The following is a 15966-nucleotide window of genomic DNA, read 5'->3' as shown; positions in this document are numbered from 1 at the left end:
AAGTACACCCCGTCATAGGGACAAAAGAGGACTCACATGACTGACACCACTCTGCCGCCTGGCGAAGAAGCGGGCGACCGGATCGAACCGGTCGACATCCAGCAGGAGATGCAGCGCAGCTACATCGACTACGCCATGAGCGTCATCGTCGGGCGGGCATTGCCCGAGGTACGAGACGGCCTCAAGCCGGTGCACCGGCGCGTGCTCTACGCGATGTACGACTCCGGGTTCAGGCCGGACCGCGGCCACGCGAAGTCCGCGCGTTCGGTTGCCGAGACGATGGGTAACTATCACCCGCACGGTGATTCGTCGATTTACGACACCCTGGTGCGGATGGCCCAGCCGTGGTCGCTGCGCTACCCGCTGGTCGACGGGCAGGGCAACTTCGGCTCGCCGGGCAATGATCCGGCGGCCGCGATGCGGTACACCGAGGCCAGGCTCACCCCGTTGGCCATGGAGATGCTGCGTGAAATCGACGAGGAGACAGTCAATTTCATCCCGAACTATGACGGGCGCGTGCAGGAGCCGACGGTTCTGCCCAGCCGGTTCCCCAACCTGCTGGCCAACGGCTCGGGCGGTATCGCCGTCGGCATGGCCACCAACATCCCGCCGCACAACCTGCGCGAGCTGGCCGAAGCCGTCTACTGGTGCCTGGACAATCACGAAGCCGACGAAGAGGCGACACTCGAAGCGTGCCGCGAGCGGGTCAAGGGCCCCGATTTCCCCACCTACGGTCTGATCGTCGGATCCCAAGGCATCAACGACGCGTACACCACCGGCCGCGGCTCGGTCCGGATGCGCGGTGTCGTGGAGATCGAGGAGGACGCGCGCGGCCGCACGTCGATCGTGATCACCGAGTTGCCCTATCAGGTCAACCACGACAACTTCATCACCTCGATCGCCGAGCAGGTCCGCGACGCCAAGCTCGGCGGCATCTCCAATATCGAAGACCAGTCCAGTGACCGCGTGGGTCTGCGCATCGTCGTCGAGATCAAGCGCGACGCGGTGGCCAAGGTGGTGCTGAACAACCTCTACAAGCACACCCAGCTGCAAACCAGCTTCGGCGCCAACATGCTGTCGATCGTCGATGGCGTGCCCAGGACGCTGCGCCTGGACCAGATGATCCGCTACTACGTCGAGCACCAACTCGAAGTGATCATCCGGCGCACCACCTACCGGCTGCGCAAGGCAAACGAGCGCGCCCACATCCTGCGCGGTCTGGTCAAGGCCCTCGACGCCCTCGACGAGGTCATCGCCTTGATCCGGGCGTCGGCGAACGTCGACGTAGCCCGTGCCGGGCTGATCGAGCTGCTCGACGTCGACGAGATCCAGGCCCAGGCCATCCTCGACATGCAGCTGCGCCGCCTGGCCGCCCTGGAGCGTCAGCGCATCGTCGACGACCTCGCCAAGATCGAGGCCGAGATCGCCGATCTGGAAGACATCCTGGCCAAGCCGGAACGCCAGCGTGCCATCGTCCGCGATGAGCTCGCCGAACTCGCCGAGAAGTACGGCGACGACCGGCGCACCCGGATCATCGCCTCCGACGGTGACGTCTCCGATGAGGACCTGATCGCCCGCGAGGACGTCGTCGTCACCATCACCGAAACCGGCTACGCCAAGCGGACGAAGACCGACCTCTATCGCAGCCAGAAGCGCGGCGGCAAGGGTGTGCAGGGCGCGGGCCTCAAGCAGGACGACATCGTGCGGCACTTCTTCGTCTGCTCGACGCACGACTGGATCCTGTTCTTCACCACGCAGGGCCGGGTGTACCGGGCCAAGGCCTACGAGCTGCCGGAGGCGTTGCGTACCGCGCGCGGCCAGCACGTGGCCAACCTGCTGGCGTTCCAACCCGAGGAGCGCATCGCTCAGGTCATCCAGATCCAGAGCTACGAGGACGCGCCCTACTTGGTCCTGGCCACCCGCAACGGCCTGGTGAAGAAAACGAAGCTGACCGATTTCGACTCCAACCGCTCGGGCGGCATCGTCGCGATCAACCTGCGCGACGGCGACGAACTGGTCGGTGCGGTGTTGTGCTCAGCGGAGGACGATCTGTTGCTGGTGAGCGCCAACGGGCAGTCGATCAGGTTCTCGGCCACCGACGAGGCGCTTCGGCCGATGGGCCGGGCCACCTCGGGTGTGCAGGGCATGCGGTTCAACGAGGACGACCGCCTGCTTTCGCTCAACGTTGTGGTTGAAGGCACATTCCTGCTGGTTGCAACGGCCGGTGGTTACGCCAAGCGAACGGCCATCGACGAGTACACCGCTCAGGGCCGCGGCGGTAAAGGCATCCTGACCATTCAATACGACCGCAGGCGTGGCAGTCTGGTGGGCGCATTGGTGGTCGATGAAGACAGCGAGTTGTACGCCATCACCTCGGGCGGCGGCGTCATCCGCACCGCTGCTCGTCAGGTCCGCAAGGCAGGACGCCAGACAAAGGGTGTTCGCTTGATGAACCTGGGTGAGGGCGACACACTGTTAGCCATTGCCCGCAATGTCGAGGATCAGGACGACGCGGACGAAGTGGCCGAGCCGGACGTTGAATCGGACGAGACATCCGGCGAGACATCCGACCAGACATCCGACGAGACGTAGCGCGGCGGGACAGGTAAGGAGTGGCGGTGAGTGCACCGAACGAGCCGGGTCAACCCGGACCGGGTGCCAACGGCGGGTCCGGCGAGGTCCCGCCCTGGCAGCGCGGGGCAGCCCGGGCGCGGCAGGGCGGTGCACCGCAGCGACCGGCAGGCGAGGGGCAACCGCCCCGTCCGCCGGCGCCGCCGTCGGGACCCCCCTCCAACATCGAGGCCCGGGTGAACCGGTTCATCACCGGCTCGGCGGCCCCGGATACGTCCGCGCCGGGCGGCCCACCGCCGGCCCCGCGGCCAGAACCGCGCCCCGAGCCGCGTCCTGAACCCAGGCCCGAGCCGCAGGCCGAGCGCACCGAGGTCGCCCGGCCGGAGGCCTACAGCAGCGAGCTGCCGGACCTGTCGGGAGCGACGCCACCCAAGCCGGTGACACAGCAGCGCAAACCAACACCCGAGCCGCCGGCCCGCCCGTCCGGTGCGGCGTCCCGAGTTGCGGTGGCGGCCAGCCGATCTCGTGGCCCGGTGCGGGCCAGCATGCAGATTCGGCACATCGACCCATGGAGCGCGCTGAAGGTGTCGCTGCTGCTGTCGGTGGCGCTGTTCTTCGTGTGGATGATCGCGGTGGCGTTCCTCTATCTGGTGCTCGGCGGCATGGGCGTGTGGAGCAAGCTCAACAGCAACGTGGGTGATCTGCTGACGGCCACCAGTGGTGGCGGCGGTGAGCTGGTGTCCAGCGGGACGATCTTCGGCGGCGCCGCACTGATCGGACTGGTGAACATCGTGCTGCTGACGGCGATGGCGACCGTCGGGGCATTCGTCTACAACCTCAGCACCGACATCGTCGGCGGCATCGAGGTCACGCTGGCCGACCGGGACTAGCGCCCGGCGGTTCTCGCGGTTTGGGTGCAGCCCTGCGGGTGCGGTAATCTCGGCGCTCGGTCGTATGCAAATACGGGCCTATAGCTCAGGTGGTTAGAGCGCTTCGCTGATAACGAAGAGGTCGGAGGTTCGAGTCCTCCTAGGCCCACGATGTCCTGGTCGACGGGAAGGGCGCCCGTGCGGATTGCACTGCTGTTGGCGGTGGTAGCCGTGGGCGCGGCGATCATGCGTAGCCGCCGCGGCGAAGTCTGGCACACCCTCGACTGAGACACTGAAGACACTGTCGCCGGCCGCATGCGGCGACAAGGGGCCTTAGCTCAGTTGGTAGAGCGCTGCCTTTGCAAGGCAGATGTCAGGAGTTCGAATCTCCTAGGCTCCACGTAACGATCGGACGCAGTTCAGGCTGAGGTCCGGTGCGCAGGGCCACTGGGCGGCACGCGCACATCAAGGTCAACCGGGACCGCCAAGCGTCGCGGCAACGTCTTCTTGCACCGGCGACAGGTAAAGGTCTCTCTGCCGACGAAGATCGTCTGCCCGTGATGACAAATCCCGCACTTAACTCTCTGGCGAGACAGGCTCCCCCAACCCATGCTGAGCATAATGCACCTTACGGGAGCTCCAGCGAAGCCGAATCATCGCTGAACCCAGAGATAGTTGAGTAGTCAGCAAACGCGGATCGGCGTGAAATTTCGCTATATTCGCCGGTAGTCGCCCCATACCGGGCCCCTCGGCCTCATGAAACGCCGGTCCAGCGACATAACACACACTCACGGACCTTTGCTGAAATACCCCTGGTGCGGCAAATCCGTAGCCACTTCAGATCTTCGGGGCGACGTCCACGCTCGGCGGCAGCGCCGACGGCTCAGGTGTAGCCGACCGCCGCGAGATCGCGAACGCCACCGCGCCGCCGGCCAGCCCCAGTCCTAAGAAGCCGAAGACGAACAGCCGCCGACGGCGGCGATGCGGCGACTTGCGGGCCTCCTGCAGGAGTTGCGGCAGTTCGGCCACGACCTGCTTGACGGCGTCGACCTCTTTGGCGGCCTCCTTGGCAACTTCGTGTTGAACGGTGCGGGCCTCGCGGGCGCGACGCTTGATGGCGTTCGCGGCCGACTCGGCGCCTTGCACGCTGACGCCGACCACGCCGCGGGTGATGTCCACCGGACCTACTGCGGTGTAGTGCAGTCCGCGGTTAAGCCGCTCGCGCGACGTGAGTTTGGGTTCAGTCCTGCGGCCCATGAGGCCCTCCCGACACTTGCGGTTGGTGGTGGCGTCAACACTGCCACAGCGCCGTGAGGGGTGGCCGCGAGTTGGGCCACGCGACGCTAGTGGCAGACTGAGATCCCGTGACTAGCTCCATTGCGACCGCGACCGCGACCCTGCACACCAACCGCGGCGACATCAAGATCGCCCTGTTCGGTAATCACGCCCCCAAGACCGTCGGCAACTTTGTCGGCCTGGCCCAGGGCACCAAGGAGTACTCGACGCAGAACGCATCGGGAAGCACCTCGGGCCCGTTCTATGACGGCGCGGTTTTCCACCGCGTCATCGACGGCTTCATGATCCAGGGCGGCGACCCGACGGGCACCGGCCGTGGCGGCCCGGGCTACAAGTTCGCCGACGAATTCCACCCCGAGCTGCAGTTCGACAAGCCCTACCTGCTGGCGATGGCCAACGCCGGCCCCGGCACCAACGGGTCCCAGTTTTTCATCACCATCGGCAAGACCCCGCACCTGAATCGTCGGCACACCATCTTCGGTGAGGTCGTCGATCCCGAGTCGCAGAAGGTCGTCGACGCGATCGCCACGACAGCCACCGATCGCAATGACCGGCCCAACGAAGCCGTCGTGATCGAGTCGGTCACCATCTCCTGACGTTGAGATAGCACTGAGAGCGAAGATTCCGCCCGAATTGCGCTCTCAGTGCTCAATCAACGGTGACTAGACCCCCGCGTAGCCTGCGTCGGTCAGTGCGTCCAAAACACTCAGTGGATCGGCTCCCAGGTCCCACCGGCTGAGCACGATCAGCCGGTCAGCGGCCGTTTCGATCTCCAACAGCCGCGTCTTGCGACCGATCCGGCGGAACTCGGTGATCCGGATCAGCGTGACGTCGGGACGCCGCAACGTCTGCGACCGAAACCACCCCCGGTAGACCAGCCCGTCACCCGTGATAGCCAGCCGGGGTCTGGCTCGCCATGATCCGAATGCGAACGCCAGCAGCCCCGCCGCAGCAATGCCGGTGAGGATGCGGCCCGGGGGGTCTGTGACAACGGTCACACAACCGATTGCCATCAGGATTCCCGCGATGCCAAGACCTGCGACGGCCCCGATTTTGGGGCCCCATTCAGTTTGCTGCACGGCGTCCTCGGGGGTGTCTACCGCGGGTGATGGAGTTATCCACAGGCGCTATCAACAATGGGGATGAATCACACGCGTGTGATTGGGTGACCAGAAGGTTGCCAGCCCCAAAACGGCGAACGCACAGCGCGAATCCTCTAAGGTATTCGCCGCGCTCAGCGCCACCGCATCGTCAGCAACAACCCGGTGATCATGAACGCAAAGGCGATCGCGTAGTTCCACGGACCCAGCTTGGCCATCCACTGCAGCGCGGCGGGTACATCCAGGCCGGAGGCGGCCAGCTGGAACACCAGCAGCCAGGCCAGCCCGATCAGCATGAGGCTGATGAACAGCACCACGAACCACACGCTCGACGGCCCGGCCTTCACCTTGACCGGAGTGCGGCTCACCGTGTTGATCGTGAAGTCGTTCTTCTTGCGAACCTTGGACTTGGGCATGGGTACCTTCGGGCCGGGATCTTCTGCGACGATGGTGCGCAGATCGACTATGAGATTAACGCAGCGGCGCCGTGACCCGACAACTCCGGCACCAGCGACGACGGGTGCCACGCGCTCGCCGTGGCGGTTCGGCGTCCCGGTGGTGTGTCTGCTCGCCGGCGTACTGCTGGCCGCCACTCACGGCGTTTCCGGTGGTAGCGAGATCCGCCGCGCGGACTCACCACGGCTGGTCGACCTGGTCCACGACACCCAGAAATCGGTGGACCGGCTCAACACCCAGCGCGACGCGCTGGCCGCCCAGGTCGACTCCACCCACGGCGCCTCGGCCGGTACCGCGCTGGCCGCCATGCTGGCCCGTGCCGACGAACTGGCCGGTGACGCCGGGCTGGATCCGGTGCACGGCGCGGGGCTGGTGGTCACGCTGTCCGACGCCGAGCGCGACGCCAACGGGCGCTTCCCGCGCGACGCCTCCCCCGACGATCTGGTGGTCCATCAGCAGGACATCCAGGCCGTGCTGAACGCGCTGTGGAGCGCTGGCGCCGAGGCGATCCAGATGCAGGACCAGCGCATCATCGAAACCTCGGCACCGCGCTGCGTCGGCAACACCCTGCTGCTCAACGGGCGCACCTACAGCCCGCCGTACTCCATCACCGCGGTCGGCGACGCGACCGCGATGCGGGCAGCCCTGGCCGCCGCTCCCCTGGTCACGTTGTACAAGCAGTACGTCGTGCGGTTCGGGCTGGGCTACAGCGAGCAGACCCACGACGACATCACCGTCGCCGGCTACACCGGACCGGTGCGGATGCGCTACGCCCAGCCGATCGGTCCAGTCGGATATTGAGTGGATCTGCCCAGGTAATCTGACCTGGTGAAAGTCTTGGTCGTCGACAATTACGACAGCTTCGTGTTCAACCTGGTCCAGTACTTGGGCCAATTGGGTGTGGACGCGCAGGTCTGGCGCAACGACGACGCACGGCTGACCGACGAGACCGCCATCGCCGCCGAATTCGACGGGGTGCTGCTGAGCCCGGGACCGGGCACGCCGGAACGGGCGGGCGCCTCGATCCCGTTGGTGCGCGCCTGCGCCGCGGCCGCCACCCCGCTGCTGGGTGTGTGCCTGGGTCATCAGGCGATCGGTGTGGCATTCGGCGGCACGGTCGACCGCGCGCCCGAGCTGCTGCACGGCAAGACCAGCACGGTCTACCACACCAATAGCGGTGTGCTGCAAGGCCTTCCGAACCCCTTCACGGCGACGCGTTACCACTCGCTGACGATCCTGCCCGAGACGGTGCCGGCCGAGCTGGAGGTGACCGCCCGCACGAAGGGCGGGGTCATCATGGCGGTGCGTCACGTCGAGCTGCCGATTCACGGTGTGCAATTCCACCCCGAGTCGATCCTGACCGAGGGTGGGCACCGGATGCTGGCCAACTGGCTGGGCTACTGCGGCAAGGCTCCCGAGGAGACGCTGGTGCATCGCCTCGAGCAGGAGGTCGCCGACACCGTGAAGCACGCGCTCGGTGGGCAGGAGCGCAGCGACCCGGGGGATCGATACGGCGGCGGCGAGCCTTCCCTAGCTAGGACGCAAAGCTGATCGTGACCGTCGCCCCGAAGTTCACGGCGCTGCCCGCCGCGGGACTCTGGGACACGACGGCATTGGAGCGCTGACCGCTGTTCTGGACGTCACCGCCCTTGTCCAGCCCGCCGGTCCAGCCGAGCCCGCGCAGCCGCGGCTCGGCGTCCGTCCAGAACATGCCCCGCAGGTCCGGCATCACGAACTGATTGCCCTTGGACACCTTGATCTGGATCACGGTGTCCTGAGGAACCGTTGACCCGTTCGGTGGGTCGGTGCCGACCACCTGACCGATCGGCTCGGTGCTGTCGGTCGGCACTTGCACGGTTTTCAGGAAACCGGACGCGGTGAGGATCTGTCCGGCCACGTCGACGTTCTGGCCGGCAACCACCGGAACCTCGGCGTTCTGCGGCCCGGACCCGATGACGATGGTGATCTCGTTGGTGATCGCCGATAACTGGTTCGCTGGCGGGACGGTCTGCAGCACCCGGTCCTTGTCCTCAGGCTTGGAGGCCGAGTTGGTCTGCTTGAACTTGCTGAACCCGGCGTCTTTCAGTTTCTGGGTGCAGTCGGTGGCGGACAGCGCAGTGCAGTCGGGCACTTCCACTTGCTTCGGGCCCACCGACACGTTGATCGCTATGTCGTCACCGGCGCTGGCCATGGAGTTGGCCGGCGGATCGGTGTCGATCACCTTGTCAGGCGCCACGGTGTTATCAGGCTTCTGGTTGGTGTGGATCTTGAAACCCTTGTTCTGCAGTGCCGCGATCGCGTCGGCCTGCCCCTGGCCGCGCACGTCGGGAACCTGGAGATTGCGCGGGCTACCGCTGACCATGTTGATTCCGATGGTCACCACCACCGTCAGGATGGCCAGCACCGCGACGACGATCAGCCAACGGCCGATCGACCCGCCGGCGCGGTCGTTCTCGACGAAGCGGGCCGTACGCGGGATCTCGTCGGTGTCATCGCGACGCGAGGGCGGCACAGCCGGTGCGTTGAGCATCGAGGTCCGCTCGGCGGCGCTGAACACCTTGGGCGCTTCGGGGGCTTCCCCGTTGTGCACGCGAACCAGATCTGTGCGCATATCGGCGGCCGTCTGGTAGCGGTTGTCGGGGTTCTTGGCGAGCGCCTTCAGCACGACGGCGTCCAGCTCCGGGGAGATACCCGAATGCTTCGTCGACGGTGGCACCGGGTCCTCGCGGACATGCTGATAGGCCACCGCCACCGGCGAGTCACCGACGAACGGCGGCTCTCCGGTCAGCATCTCGTAGAGCACGCAACCCAACGAGTAGACGTCGGAGCGAGCGTCGACCTTCTCGCCGCGTGCCTGTTCAGGGGAGAGGTACTGCGCGGTGCCGATCACCGCGGCGGTCTGCGTGACGTTGTTGGCGTCGGCGAGCGCCCGTGCGATGCCGAAGTCCATCACCTTCACCGCGCCGGTCTTGGAGATCATGATGTTCGCAGGCTTGACGTCGCGGTGGATGATGCCGTGCTGGTGGCTGAAGTTCAGTGCCTGGCAGGCGTCGGCGATGACCTCGATCGCCCGCCGGTACGGCATCGGGCCGTCGTTGTGGACGATGTCGCGCAGGGTGACCCCGTCGACGTACTCCATCACGATGTAGGGCAACGGGCCGTTGCCGGTGTCGGCTTCGCCGGTGTCGTAGACCGCCACGATCGCGGGGTGGTTCAGCGCGGCGGCGTTCTGCGCCTCGCGGCGGAACCGCAGGTAAAAGCTGGGATCACGGGCCAGGTCGGCGCGCAGCACCTTGACCGCGACGTCCCGGTGCAGCCGGGTGTCGCGGCCCATGTGCACCTCGGACATGCCACCGAAGCCGAGGATCTCTCCCAGCTCGTAGCGGTCGGACAGGTGCTGTGGGGTGGTCATCGCCGTTTCTCGTCGTTTCGATCGGGGTCGGTCAGCGCAGGAATAGCCACACTGGCCGCGGTGAATCGGATTGGCCCGGTCTGCCCTCCAGATTTACCGGTGAGCGGGTCTTCCGTCCAACCGCTGGGGGCCACCTGGCCCGTGGGTGTCGGTTGGACCGTTTCCGTTTCGGTCCGCTGCACGGGCGTGCTGTCTTTACGGTCGGCGAGCACGATGAGGATCGCGCTGATGATCGCCAGCGCGCCCAGCACGCCGGCAGCCCAGAGCAGGGCTCGCTGACCCGAGGAGAACGTGCGCCGCGGTGGCGGCGGGCGGTGGCTGCCGGTGTTGGCGCGGGGCCGCATCCCGGTGGCGGGCGCGGCGGCCGGCATCCGGGGCGAGCTGCCGGGGATCGCGGCAGGCGTCGCGCGGATCGTCGGCGACGAGTTGGGTCGCGGCGGGCGACGGCCGGCTCGCACCGAGGCCACCGCGTCGGCGAACTGTCCGCCATTGCGGTACCGCATGCCCGGGTTCTTCACCAGGGTGATCTCGATCAGTTCGCGCACGTTGGGCGGCAGGTCGGCAGGCAGCGGTGCGGGCGTGTCCTTGATGTGCTTCATCGCGACGGTCAGCGCGCCGTCGCCGGTGAACGGACGCTTGCCCGAAACCGCCTCGTAGCCAACAACTCCCAGTGCGTACACGTCACTGGCGGCGGTGGCGTCGTGACCAAGGGCCTGCTCAGGCGCGATGTACTGGGCGGTGCCCATCACCATTCCGGTCTGGGTGACCGGCGTCGCGTCGACGGCTTTGGCGATACCGAAGTCGGTGAGCTTCACCTGGCCGGTCGGCGTGATGAGGATGTTGCCGGGCTTGACGTCGCGGTGCACCAGGCCGGCGGAATGGGCCACCTGCAGTGCTCGGCCGGTCTGTTCCAGCATGTCCAGCGCGTGCCGGAGCGACAACCGGCCGCTCCGCTTGATCACAGAGTTCAGCGGTTCACCGTTGATGAGCTCCATCACCAGATAGGCGGTGCGGCCCTCGCCGTCCATATCGGTCTCGCCGTAGTCGTGCACGGCGGCGATGCCCGGGTGGTTGAGCATCGCGACGGTGCGTGCCTCGGCGCGGAACCGTTCGATGAACTCGGGGTCAGAGGAGAACTCCTGCTTGAGCACCTTGACCGCGACCCGGCGTCCCAGCCGGCTGTCGACGGCCTCCCACACCTGGCCCATACCTCCGGTGGCGATCAGCCGCTGCAGGCGGTAGCGGCCCGACAGCGTCACTCCTACGCGGGGCGTCACGAGGCCCCCTGCAGTGCCGCGGCGATCGTCGCCCGTCCGACCGGGGCGGCCAGCGCACCGCCGGTGGCGTTGAGCCGGTCACCGCCGTTCTCGATCAGCACAGACACCGCCACCTTGGGGTTTTGGGCAGGCGCGAACGCGATGTACCAAGCATGCGGCGGAGTGTTGCGCGGGTCGGTGCCGTGCTCTGCGGTGCCCGTCTTCGATGCGATCTGCACGCCGGGAATCGCCCCTTTCTGCTGGGTCATCTGCTCGGCGCCGATCATCAAATCTGTCAGTTTAGCCGCGACCTGCTGCGAAACGGCGCGCCGCTGCTCCTGAGGTGCCGCAGTACTGATGTTGGACAAGTCCGGTCCTTTGAGGCTGTCCACCAGGTACGGCTGCATCAGCACACCGGAATTGGCGATCGTCGCCGCCACCAACGCGTTCTGCAAGGGTGTCACCGCCACGTCTTTCTGGCCCATGCTCGACATACCCAGCGCGGCGGCGTCGGACATCGGGCCGATGGTCGACTCAGCGACCTCCAGCGGGATCGGCGCTGGTGGGCTGTCGAACCCGAACGCCTGCGCGGCGCTGCGCAGGGCGTCGGCACCCACTCGGATACCCAGTTCGACGAAAGCTGTATTGCAGGATCGGGTAAAAGCCTCCCGAAGCGACGCCGTCGGGCCGCTGCCGCACGGCGTGCCGCCGTAGTTCTCCAAGGTGGCGGTGCTGTTCGGCAGCTGAATCTGCGGGGAGCTGGTGAGCTGATCGGTATCGGTCACACCGGCCTGCAGCGCCGCTGCGGTGGTGATCACCTTGAACGTCGAGCCCGGCGGGAACGTCTCGGAGATGGCCCGGTTCGTCAGTGGTGAGGCCGGGTCGTCGCGCAGCTGCTGCCAGGCCGTGCCCTGCTCCTCGGTGTCGTGGGTGGCCAGTTGATTGGGGTCGTACGACGGCGAGGACACCATCGCCAGGACCTTGCCGGTGGACGGCTCCAGCGCAACGACAGAGCCGCGGCAGCCGCCGGTGCAGCCCTGTTGCAGGGCCTCCCAGGCGGCTTGCTGAATCCGCGGCACGATCGTGGTGTCGACGTTGCCGCCGCGCGGGTCGCGGCCGGTGAAGAAGTCGGCCAGCCGCCGTCCGAACAGCCGCTGATCCGATCCGTTGAGGATGCCGTCTTCGGCGCGCTCCAGCCCGGTGCTGGAGTAGCGCAGCGAGTAGAAACCGGTAATCGGTGCGTACACATAGGGATTCGGGTACACCCGCAGGAACCGATAGTGGCCGTTGGTGGACACCGAATAGGCCAGCAGCTGCCCGCCCGCGGTGATCTGGCCACGCTGGCGGGAGTACTCGTCGAGCAGCACCCGCTGATTGCGCGGATCGGCACGCAGGCCGTCGGCTTTGAACACCTGGGTGACCGTCGCGTTGAGCAGCAGCAGCACGATCAACGCCATGATCATCACCGATATGCGGCGCAGTGAAGTGTTCATACCCGCTCGATCACCTCGGTGCTGGACGCCGCGATGGACGCCTGCGGGTTGGCCATGAGCGGCCGGCGGGCGGCATGCGAGATCTTGACCAGGATCGCCAGCAGCAGATAGTTCGCCACCAGAGACGAGCCGCCGTAGGACATCCACGGCGTGGTCAGACCGGTCAGCGGGATCAGCCCGGTAACCCCGCCGACCACGATGAACAGCTGGATCGCCAGGGTCGAGGCCAGTCCCGCGGCCAGCAGCTTGCCGAAGCTGTCCCGCACGGCGATCGCTGTGCGCAGCCCGCGCACGATCACGATGGTGTAGAGCATCAGCACCCCGGCCAGACCGACCAGGCCCAGCTCCTCGCCGACCGCGGCGACGATGAAGTCGGTCGAGGCGGCGGGCACGGTGCCCGGCTGGCCGTTGCCCAGCCCGGTGCCGAAAATGCCGCCGGTGGCGAAGCTGAACTGCGACTGCACCATTTGGTAGCCGGAGCCCTCGGGATCGCCGAACGGATCCAGCCACGTCTGCACCCGGACGCGAACGTGGCCGAACAAGTAGTAGGCCACCACGCTGCCCGCGGCGAACAGGGTCAGGCCGATCACCACCCAGCTGAACCGCTCGGTCGCGATGTAGACCATCACCAGGAACGAGGCATACAGCAGCAGCGAGGTGCCGAGATCTTTTTCGAAGACCATGACCCCGACGGAGACGATCCACGCCACCAACAGCGGGGCGAGATCACGGGGCCGCGGCACGTCGGCGCCCAGGAAATGCTTGCCGGCGCTGGTGAACACGTCGCGCTTGGCCACCAGCACGGCCGCGAAGAAGATCAGCAACAGAATCTTGGAGAACTCGGCAGGCTGAATACTGAAGCCCGGCAGGCGAATCCAGATCTTGGCGCCATTGGTCTCGGAGAAGTGCGCGGGCAGCAGAGCGGGAATCGCCAGCAGCACAAGACCGAGCAGCCCGAAGGTGTAGCCGTAGCGGGCCAGGATGCGGTGGTCCTTGAGGAAGATCACCACCAGCGAGAAGCCGACGACGCCGACGAGGGTCCACAGCATCTGCTGCTCCTCGCTGGGGCCCCGCTCCGATGTCAGCGCGCCGCCGATCAGGTCGAGACGGTGGATCATCACCAGCCCAATGCCGTTGAGCAGGGCCACAACCGGCAGCAGCACCGGGTCGGCGTAGGGCGCGAAGCGCCGGATGGCCAGGTGCGCGCAGACGAACAAGGTGAGGAAGGCGAGCGTCGAACTGGCCAGATCCCAGCTGATGCCCTGCTCCTGGTTGGCCTCCACGATCAGCAGCGCCACCACGGTGATCAGCGTGGCGAAGCACAGCAGTGCCAGCTCGGCATTGCGGCGGGTCGGCGTCGCCGGTGCCAGCGTGACGGGCGCCTGCGGTTGGGTGCTCATGCCGCCGCCCGGCAGTCGGTGCCCGGTTTTTGCGGCGCTGCGGGCAGCTGCGTCACCGTCGGCGCGGGACTGGTCGGCGGCGCGGGAACAGCGGAACCGGTTGTGGCGGTGCCGCTTTCAGTCGGTGCCGGGGCGGTGCCAGGGGTCGGTGATGCTGGCGGCACCGGGGTCGCGCTCAGTGCCGGTGTGGGAGCCGGTGCGGCCGTGGGTGCGGGCGCCGACGTCGGTGCGGGAGGGGCCGAGGTGGGCGACGGCCCCGGCGCGGGAGGTGCGCTCGGGGCGGGCGTCGGTGCTGGGGTGGTGGTCGGGGTACTGCTTGGCGGTGGGGCGCACGGCGGCAGCAGTGAACTGTGTGCCAGCTCCCGCAGCTGTCCGATCGCGTCGTCGAGGCTGCCTGCGGGCAGCCCGGCCGTCACCTGCGCGCGCTCGGAAGGACGCAGGTCCTGCAGCCGCATCAGCTGGCAGCCCAGCGAACCGGTGGGCTGGCCGTAGCTGATCTGGGACAGCTCGTTGCGGTCGTTGAGGCAGCCCAACAGGTAGGGCTCCTGCAGCGGGAAGGTCAGAATCGAACCCTCGATACCGCGCATGATCGCCACCGTGCCGTCGTGGGCGCTCACGTAATAGTTACTGCGGATGATCTGGCGGCCCACCGCGAGCCCGGCCAGCGCCAGCAGCAGGATCACCGCGACGGCGATGATCATCCGCCTGCGCGAGCGTGGTTTGGCCGGCGGCTCGGGCTCGGCCACGACCCGCTTGGCAGCCGGCGGCCGCGCCGTGATGGCGGACGCGCGACCGGCGGAGGTGTTCGGGGGCGCGACGTTGTCGTCGTTGCCCGAGACCGCTCCGGCCAGGATCGGCTGGGTCTGGCCGCCGTAATCGTGGTCGACGACATCGGCGACCACCACGGTGACGTTGTCCGGGCCGCCGCCGCGCAGAGCCAGCTCGATCAGCCGGTCGGCGCTTTCGGCGACGTCGGGGATCTGCAGCGCCTCCAGGATGGTCTCCTGGCTGACCGGGTCGGACAGACCGTCGGAACACAACAGATAGCGGTCGCCCTCTTTGGCTTCCCGCATGATCAGCGTCGGCTCGACCTCGTGGCCGGTCAGCGCGCGCATGATCAGCGAGCGCTGGGGGTGGCTGTGCGCCTCCTCGGCGGTGATGCGCCCCTCGTCGACGAGGGTCTGCACAAAGGTGTCGTCTTTGGTGATCTGCGCCAGTTCCCCGTCGCGAAGCAGGTAACCGCGGGAATCGCCGATGTGGACGAGCCCAAGTCTGTTGCCCGCGAACAGGATTGCGGTCAACGTGGTACCCATGCCCTCGAGCTCGGGCTCCAGATCGACGTGCGCGGCGATGGCCGAATTGCCTTCGTGCACCGCGTCGTCGAGCTTGCTCAGCAGGTCGCCGCCGGGTTCGTCATCGTCGAGGTGGGCCAGGGCGGCGATCACCAGCTGGGAGGCCACCTCGCCGGCGGCGTGCCCGCCCATACCGTCGGCCAGTGCCAGCAGCCGCGCGCCGGCATACACGGAGTCTTCGTTGTTACCGCGCACCAGGCCGCGGTCGCTGCGGGCGGCGTAGCGAAGGACAAGGGTCACGGGCGCAACTCAATCACCGTTTTGCCGATATGTACCGGCGTGCCAATCGGAACGCGTACTGCCGTCGTCACCTTCGCCCTGTCGAGGTATGTGCCGTTGGTCGATCCTAGGTCTTCCACGTACCAGTCGGCACCGCGCTGCGATAGCCGGGCGTGGCGGGTGGAGGAGTAGTCGTCGGTGAGTACCAGCGTGGAGTCGTCGGCGCGGCCGATCAGCACCGGCTGGCTGCCCAGGGTGATTCGGGTGCCGGCCAGCGTCCCCGCGGTCACCACCAGGTAGCGGGCGGCACCGCGCTGCTGGCGAGACGGCAAGAGCGTGCCGCGCAGCGCCAGGCCCCGGCGGACCATTACCGCGCCGGTGGGGGCATAGATGTCATTGCGCAGAATGCGCAACACCGACCAGATGAACAGCCACAGCAACAGCAGGAAGCCGGCGCGCGTCAGCTGCAGTACTAGTCCCTGCATCCGGCGTCCTCTCCGTCCTCGTGCCCCGCTTGCCGTTCCCGCGATACCAGCAGGCAC

At 67.1% G+C, this 15966-nt stretch carries 14 protein-coding genes and 2 tRNA genes; 7 read left to right on the top strand and 9 right to left on the bottom strand.

What is annotated here, in order from left to right; all coding sequences use genetic code 11:
• Positions 1-36: 36 nt before the first annotated feature.
• The 4 genes from gyrA to SLQ31_RS00540 all read left to right on the top strand — a co-directional run bounded on the left by gyrA (position 37) and on the right by SLQ31_RS00540 (position 3840).
• The gene (gene gyrA, locus SLQ31_RS00555; RefSeq protein WP_319428694.1) at positions 37-2592 is read left to right on the top strand and encodes a DNA gyrase subunit A; all 2556 of its coding nucleotides are present in this window, start codon (positions 37-39) and stop codon (positions 2590-2592) included.
• Between the two features lie 26 nt (positions 2593-2618).
• Positions 2619-3461 carry a DUF3566 domain-containing protein gene (locus SLQ31_RS00550; RefSeq protein ID WP_319428692.1) on the top strand — a complete coding sequence of 281 codons (843 nt, stop codon included), beginning with the start codon at positions 2619-2621 and terminating at the stop codon, positions 3459-3461.
• A 74-nt stretch (positions 3462-3535) separates the two neighbouring features.
• Positions 3536-3609: transfer RNA gene (locus SLQ31_RS00545), tRNA-Ile, on the top strand.
• Positions 3610-3767: 158 nt separating this feature from the next.
• Positions 3768-3840: transfer RNA gene (locus tag SLQ31_RS00540), tRNA-Ala, on the top strand.
• Between the two features lie 437 nt (positions 3841-4277).
• Here SLQ31_RS00540 and cwsA read toward each other — a convergent pair.
• Positions 4278-4697: a cell wall synthesis protein CwsA gene (gene cwsA, locus SLQ31_RS00535; RefSeq protein WP_319428690.1), complete on the bottom strand. Its 420-nt coding sequence runs from the start codon at positions 4695-4697 to the stop codon at positions 4278-4280.
• Between the two features lie 107 nt (positions 4698-4804).
• Here cwsA and SLQ31_RS00530 point away from each other — a divergent pair, with 107 nt between their 5' ends.
• Positions 4805-5332, top strand: a complete 528-nt coding sequence (locus tag SLQ31_RS00530) for a peptidylprolyl isomerase (protein ID WP_319428689.1) — start codon at positions 4805-4807, stop codon at positions 5330-5332.
• Positions 5333-5398: 66 nt separating this feature from the next.
• Here the strand turns inward: SLQ31_RS00530 and SLQ31_RS00525 are convergent, their stop codons facing one another.
• Both SLQ31_RS00525 and crgA read right to left on the bottom strand, forming a co-directional pair.
• Positions 5399-5815: a PH domain-containing protein gene (locus tag SLQ31_RS00525; protein WP_319428687.1), complete on the bottom strand. Its 417-nt coding sequence runs from the start codon at positions 5813-5815 to the stop codon at positions 5399-5401.
• 155 nt (positions 5816-5970) lie between these two features.
• Positions 5971-6252, bottom strand: a complete 282-nt coding sequence (crgA, locus tag SLQ31_RS00520) for a cell division protein CrgA (protein WP_319428685.1) — start codon at positions 6250-6252, stop codon at positions 5971-5973.
• A 49-nt stretch (positions 6253-6301) separates the two neighbouring features.
• Between crgA and SLQ31_RS00515 the strand changes: the two genes are divergently transcribed.
• Together SLQ31_RS00515 and SLQ31_RS00510 are read left to right on the top strand one after the other, a co-directional pair.
• Complete coding sequence (locus SLQ31_RS00515; protein WP_319428684.1) at positions 6302-7093, top strand: DUF881 domain-containing protein; 792 nt, start codon at positions 6302-6304, stop codon at positions 7091-7093.
• 27 nt (positions 7094-7120) lie between these two features.
• Positions 7121-7843 (top strand): aminodeoxychorismate/anthranilate synthase component II, encoded by a 723-nt coding sequence (locus tag SLQ31_RS00510; RefSeq protein ID WP_319428683.1) that lies wholly within the window; start codon positions 7121-7123, stop codon positions 7841-7843.
• On the opposite strand, the gene pknB is transcribed toward SLQ31_RS00510, so the two are convergent.
• Genes pknB through SLQ31_RS00480 form a run of 6 tightly spaced genes read right to left on the bottom strand, consistent with a single transcriptional unit; the run spans position 7827 to position 15909 of the window.
• On the bottom strand, positions 7827-9704 hold the full coding sequence (pknB, locus tag SLQ31_RS00505; protein ID WP_319428681.1) for a Stk1 family PASTA domain-containing Ser/Thr kinase: 1878 nt from the start codon (positions 9702-9704) through the stop codon (positions 7827-7829). The genes SLQ31_RS00510 and pknB overlap by 17 nt on opposite strands.
• A complete protein-coding gene (locus tag SLQ31_RS00500) occupies positions 9701-10981 on the bottom strand; it encodes a serine/threonine-protein kinase (protein ID WP_319428679.1) in 1281 nt (426 codons plus the stop codon). The genes pknB and SLQ31_RS00500 overlap by 4 nt, the downstream gene beginning before the upstream one ends.
• Positions 10978-12453: a D,D-transpeptidase PbpA gene (gene pbpA / locus SLQ31_RS00495; protein ID WP_319428678.1), complete on the bottom strand. Its 1476-nt coding sequence runs from the start codon at positions 12451-12453 to the stop codon at positions 10978-10980. Before pbpA ends, SLQ31_RS00500 begins: the two co-directional genes overlap by 4 nt.
• Entirely contained in the window at positions 12450-13853 is a 1404-nt protein-coding gene (locus tag SLQ31_RS00490; RefSeq protein WP_319428676.1) for an FtsW/RodA/SpoVE family cell cycle protein, read from the bottom strand. The genes pbpA and SLQ31_RS00490 overlap by 4 nt, the downstream gene beginning before the upstream one ends.
• Positions 13850-15445 (bottom strand): PP2C family protein-serine/threonine phosphatase, encoded by a 1596-nt coding sequence (locus tag SLQ31_RS00485; RefSeq protein ID WP_319428674.1) that lies wholly within the window; start codon positions 15443-15445, stop codon positions 13850-13852. Before SLQ31_RS00485 ends, SLQ31_RS00490 begins: the two co-directional genes overlap by 4 nt.
• The gene (locus SLQ31_RS00480; protein ID WP_319428672.1) at positions 15442-15909 is read right to left on the bottom strand and encodes an FHA domain-containing protein FhaB; all 468 of its coding nucleotides are present in this window, start codon (positions 15907-15909) and stop codon (positions 15442-15444) included. Before SLQ31_RS00480 ends, SLQ31_RS00485 begins: the two co-directional genes overlap by 4 nt.
• Positions 15910-15966 lie beyond the last annotated feature (57 nt).

This window comes from Mycobacterium sp. RTGN5, assembly GCF_033804465.1.
Lineage (GTDB): Bacteria > Actinomycetota > Actinomycetes > Mycobacteriales > Mycobacteriaceae > Mycobacterium.
This window is presented reverse-complemented; position numbering and strand designations above follow the sequence as displayed.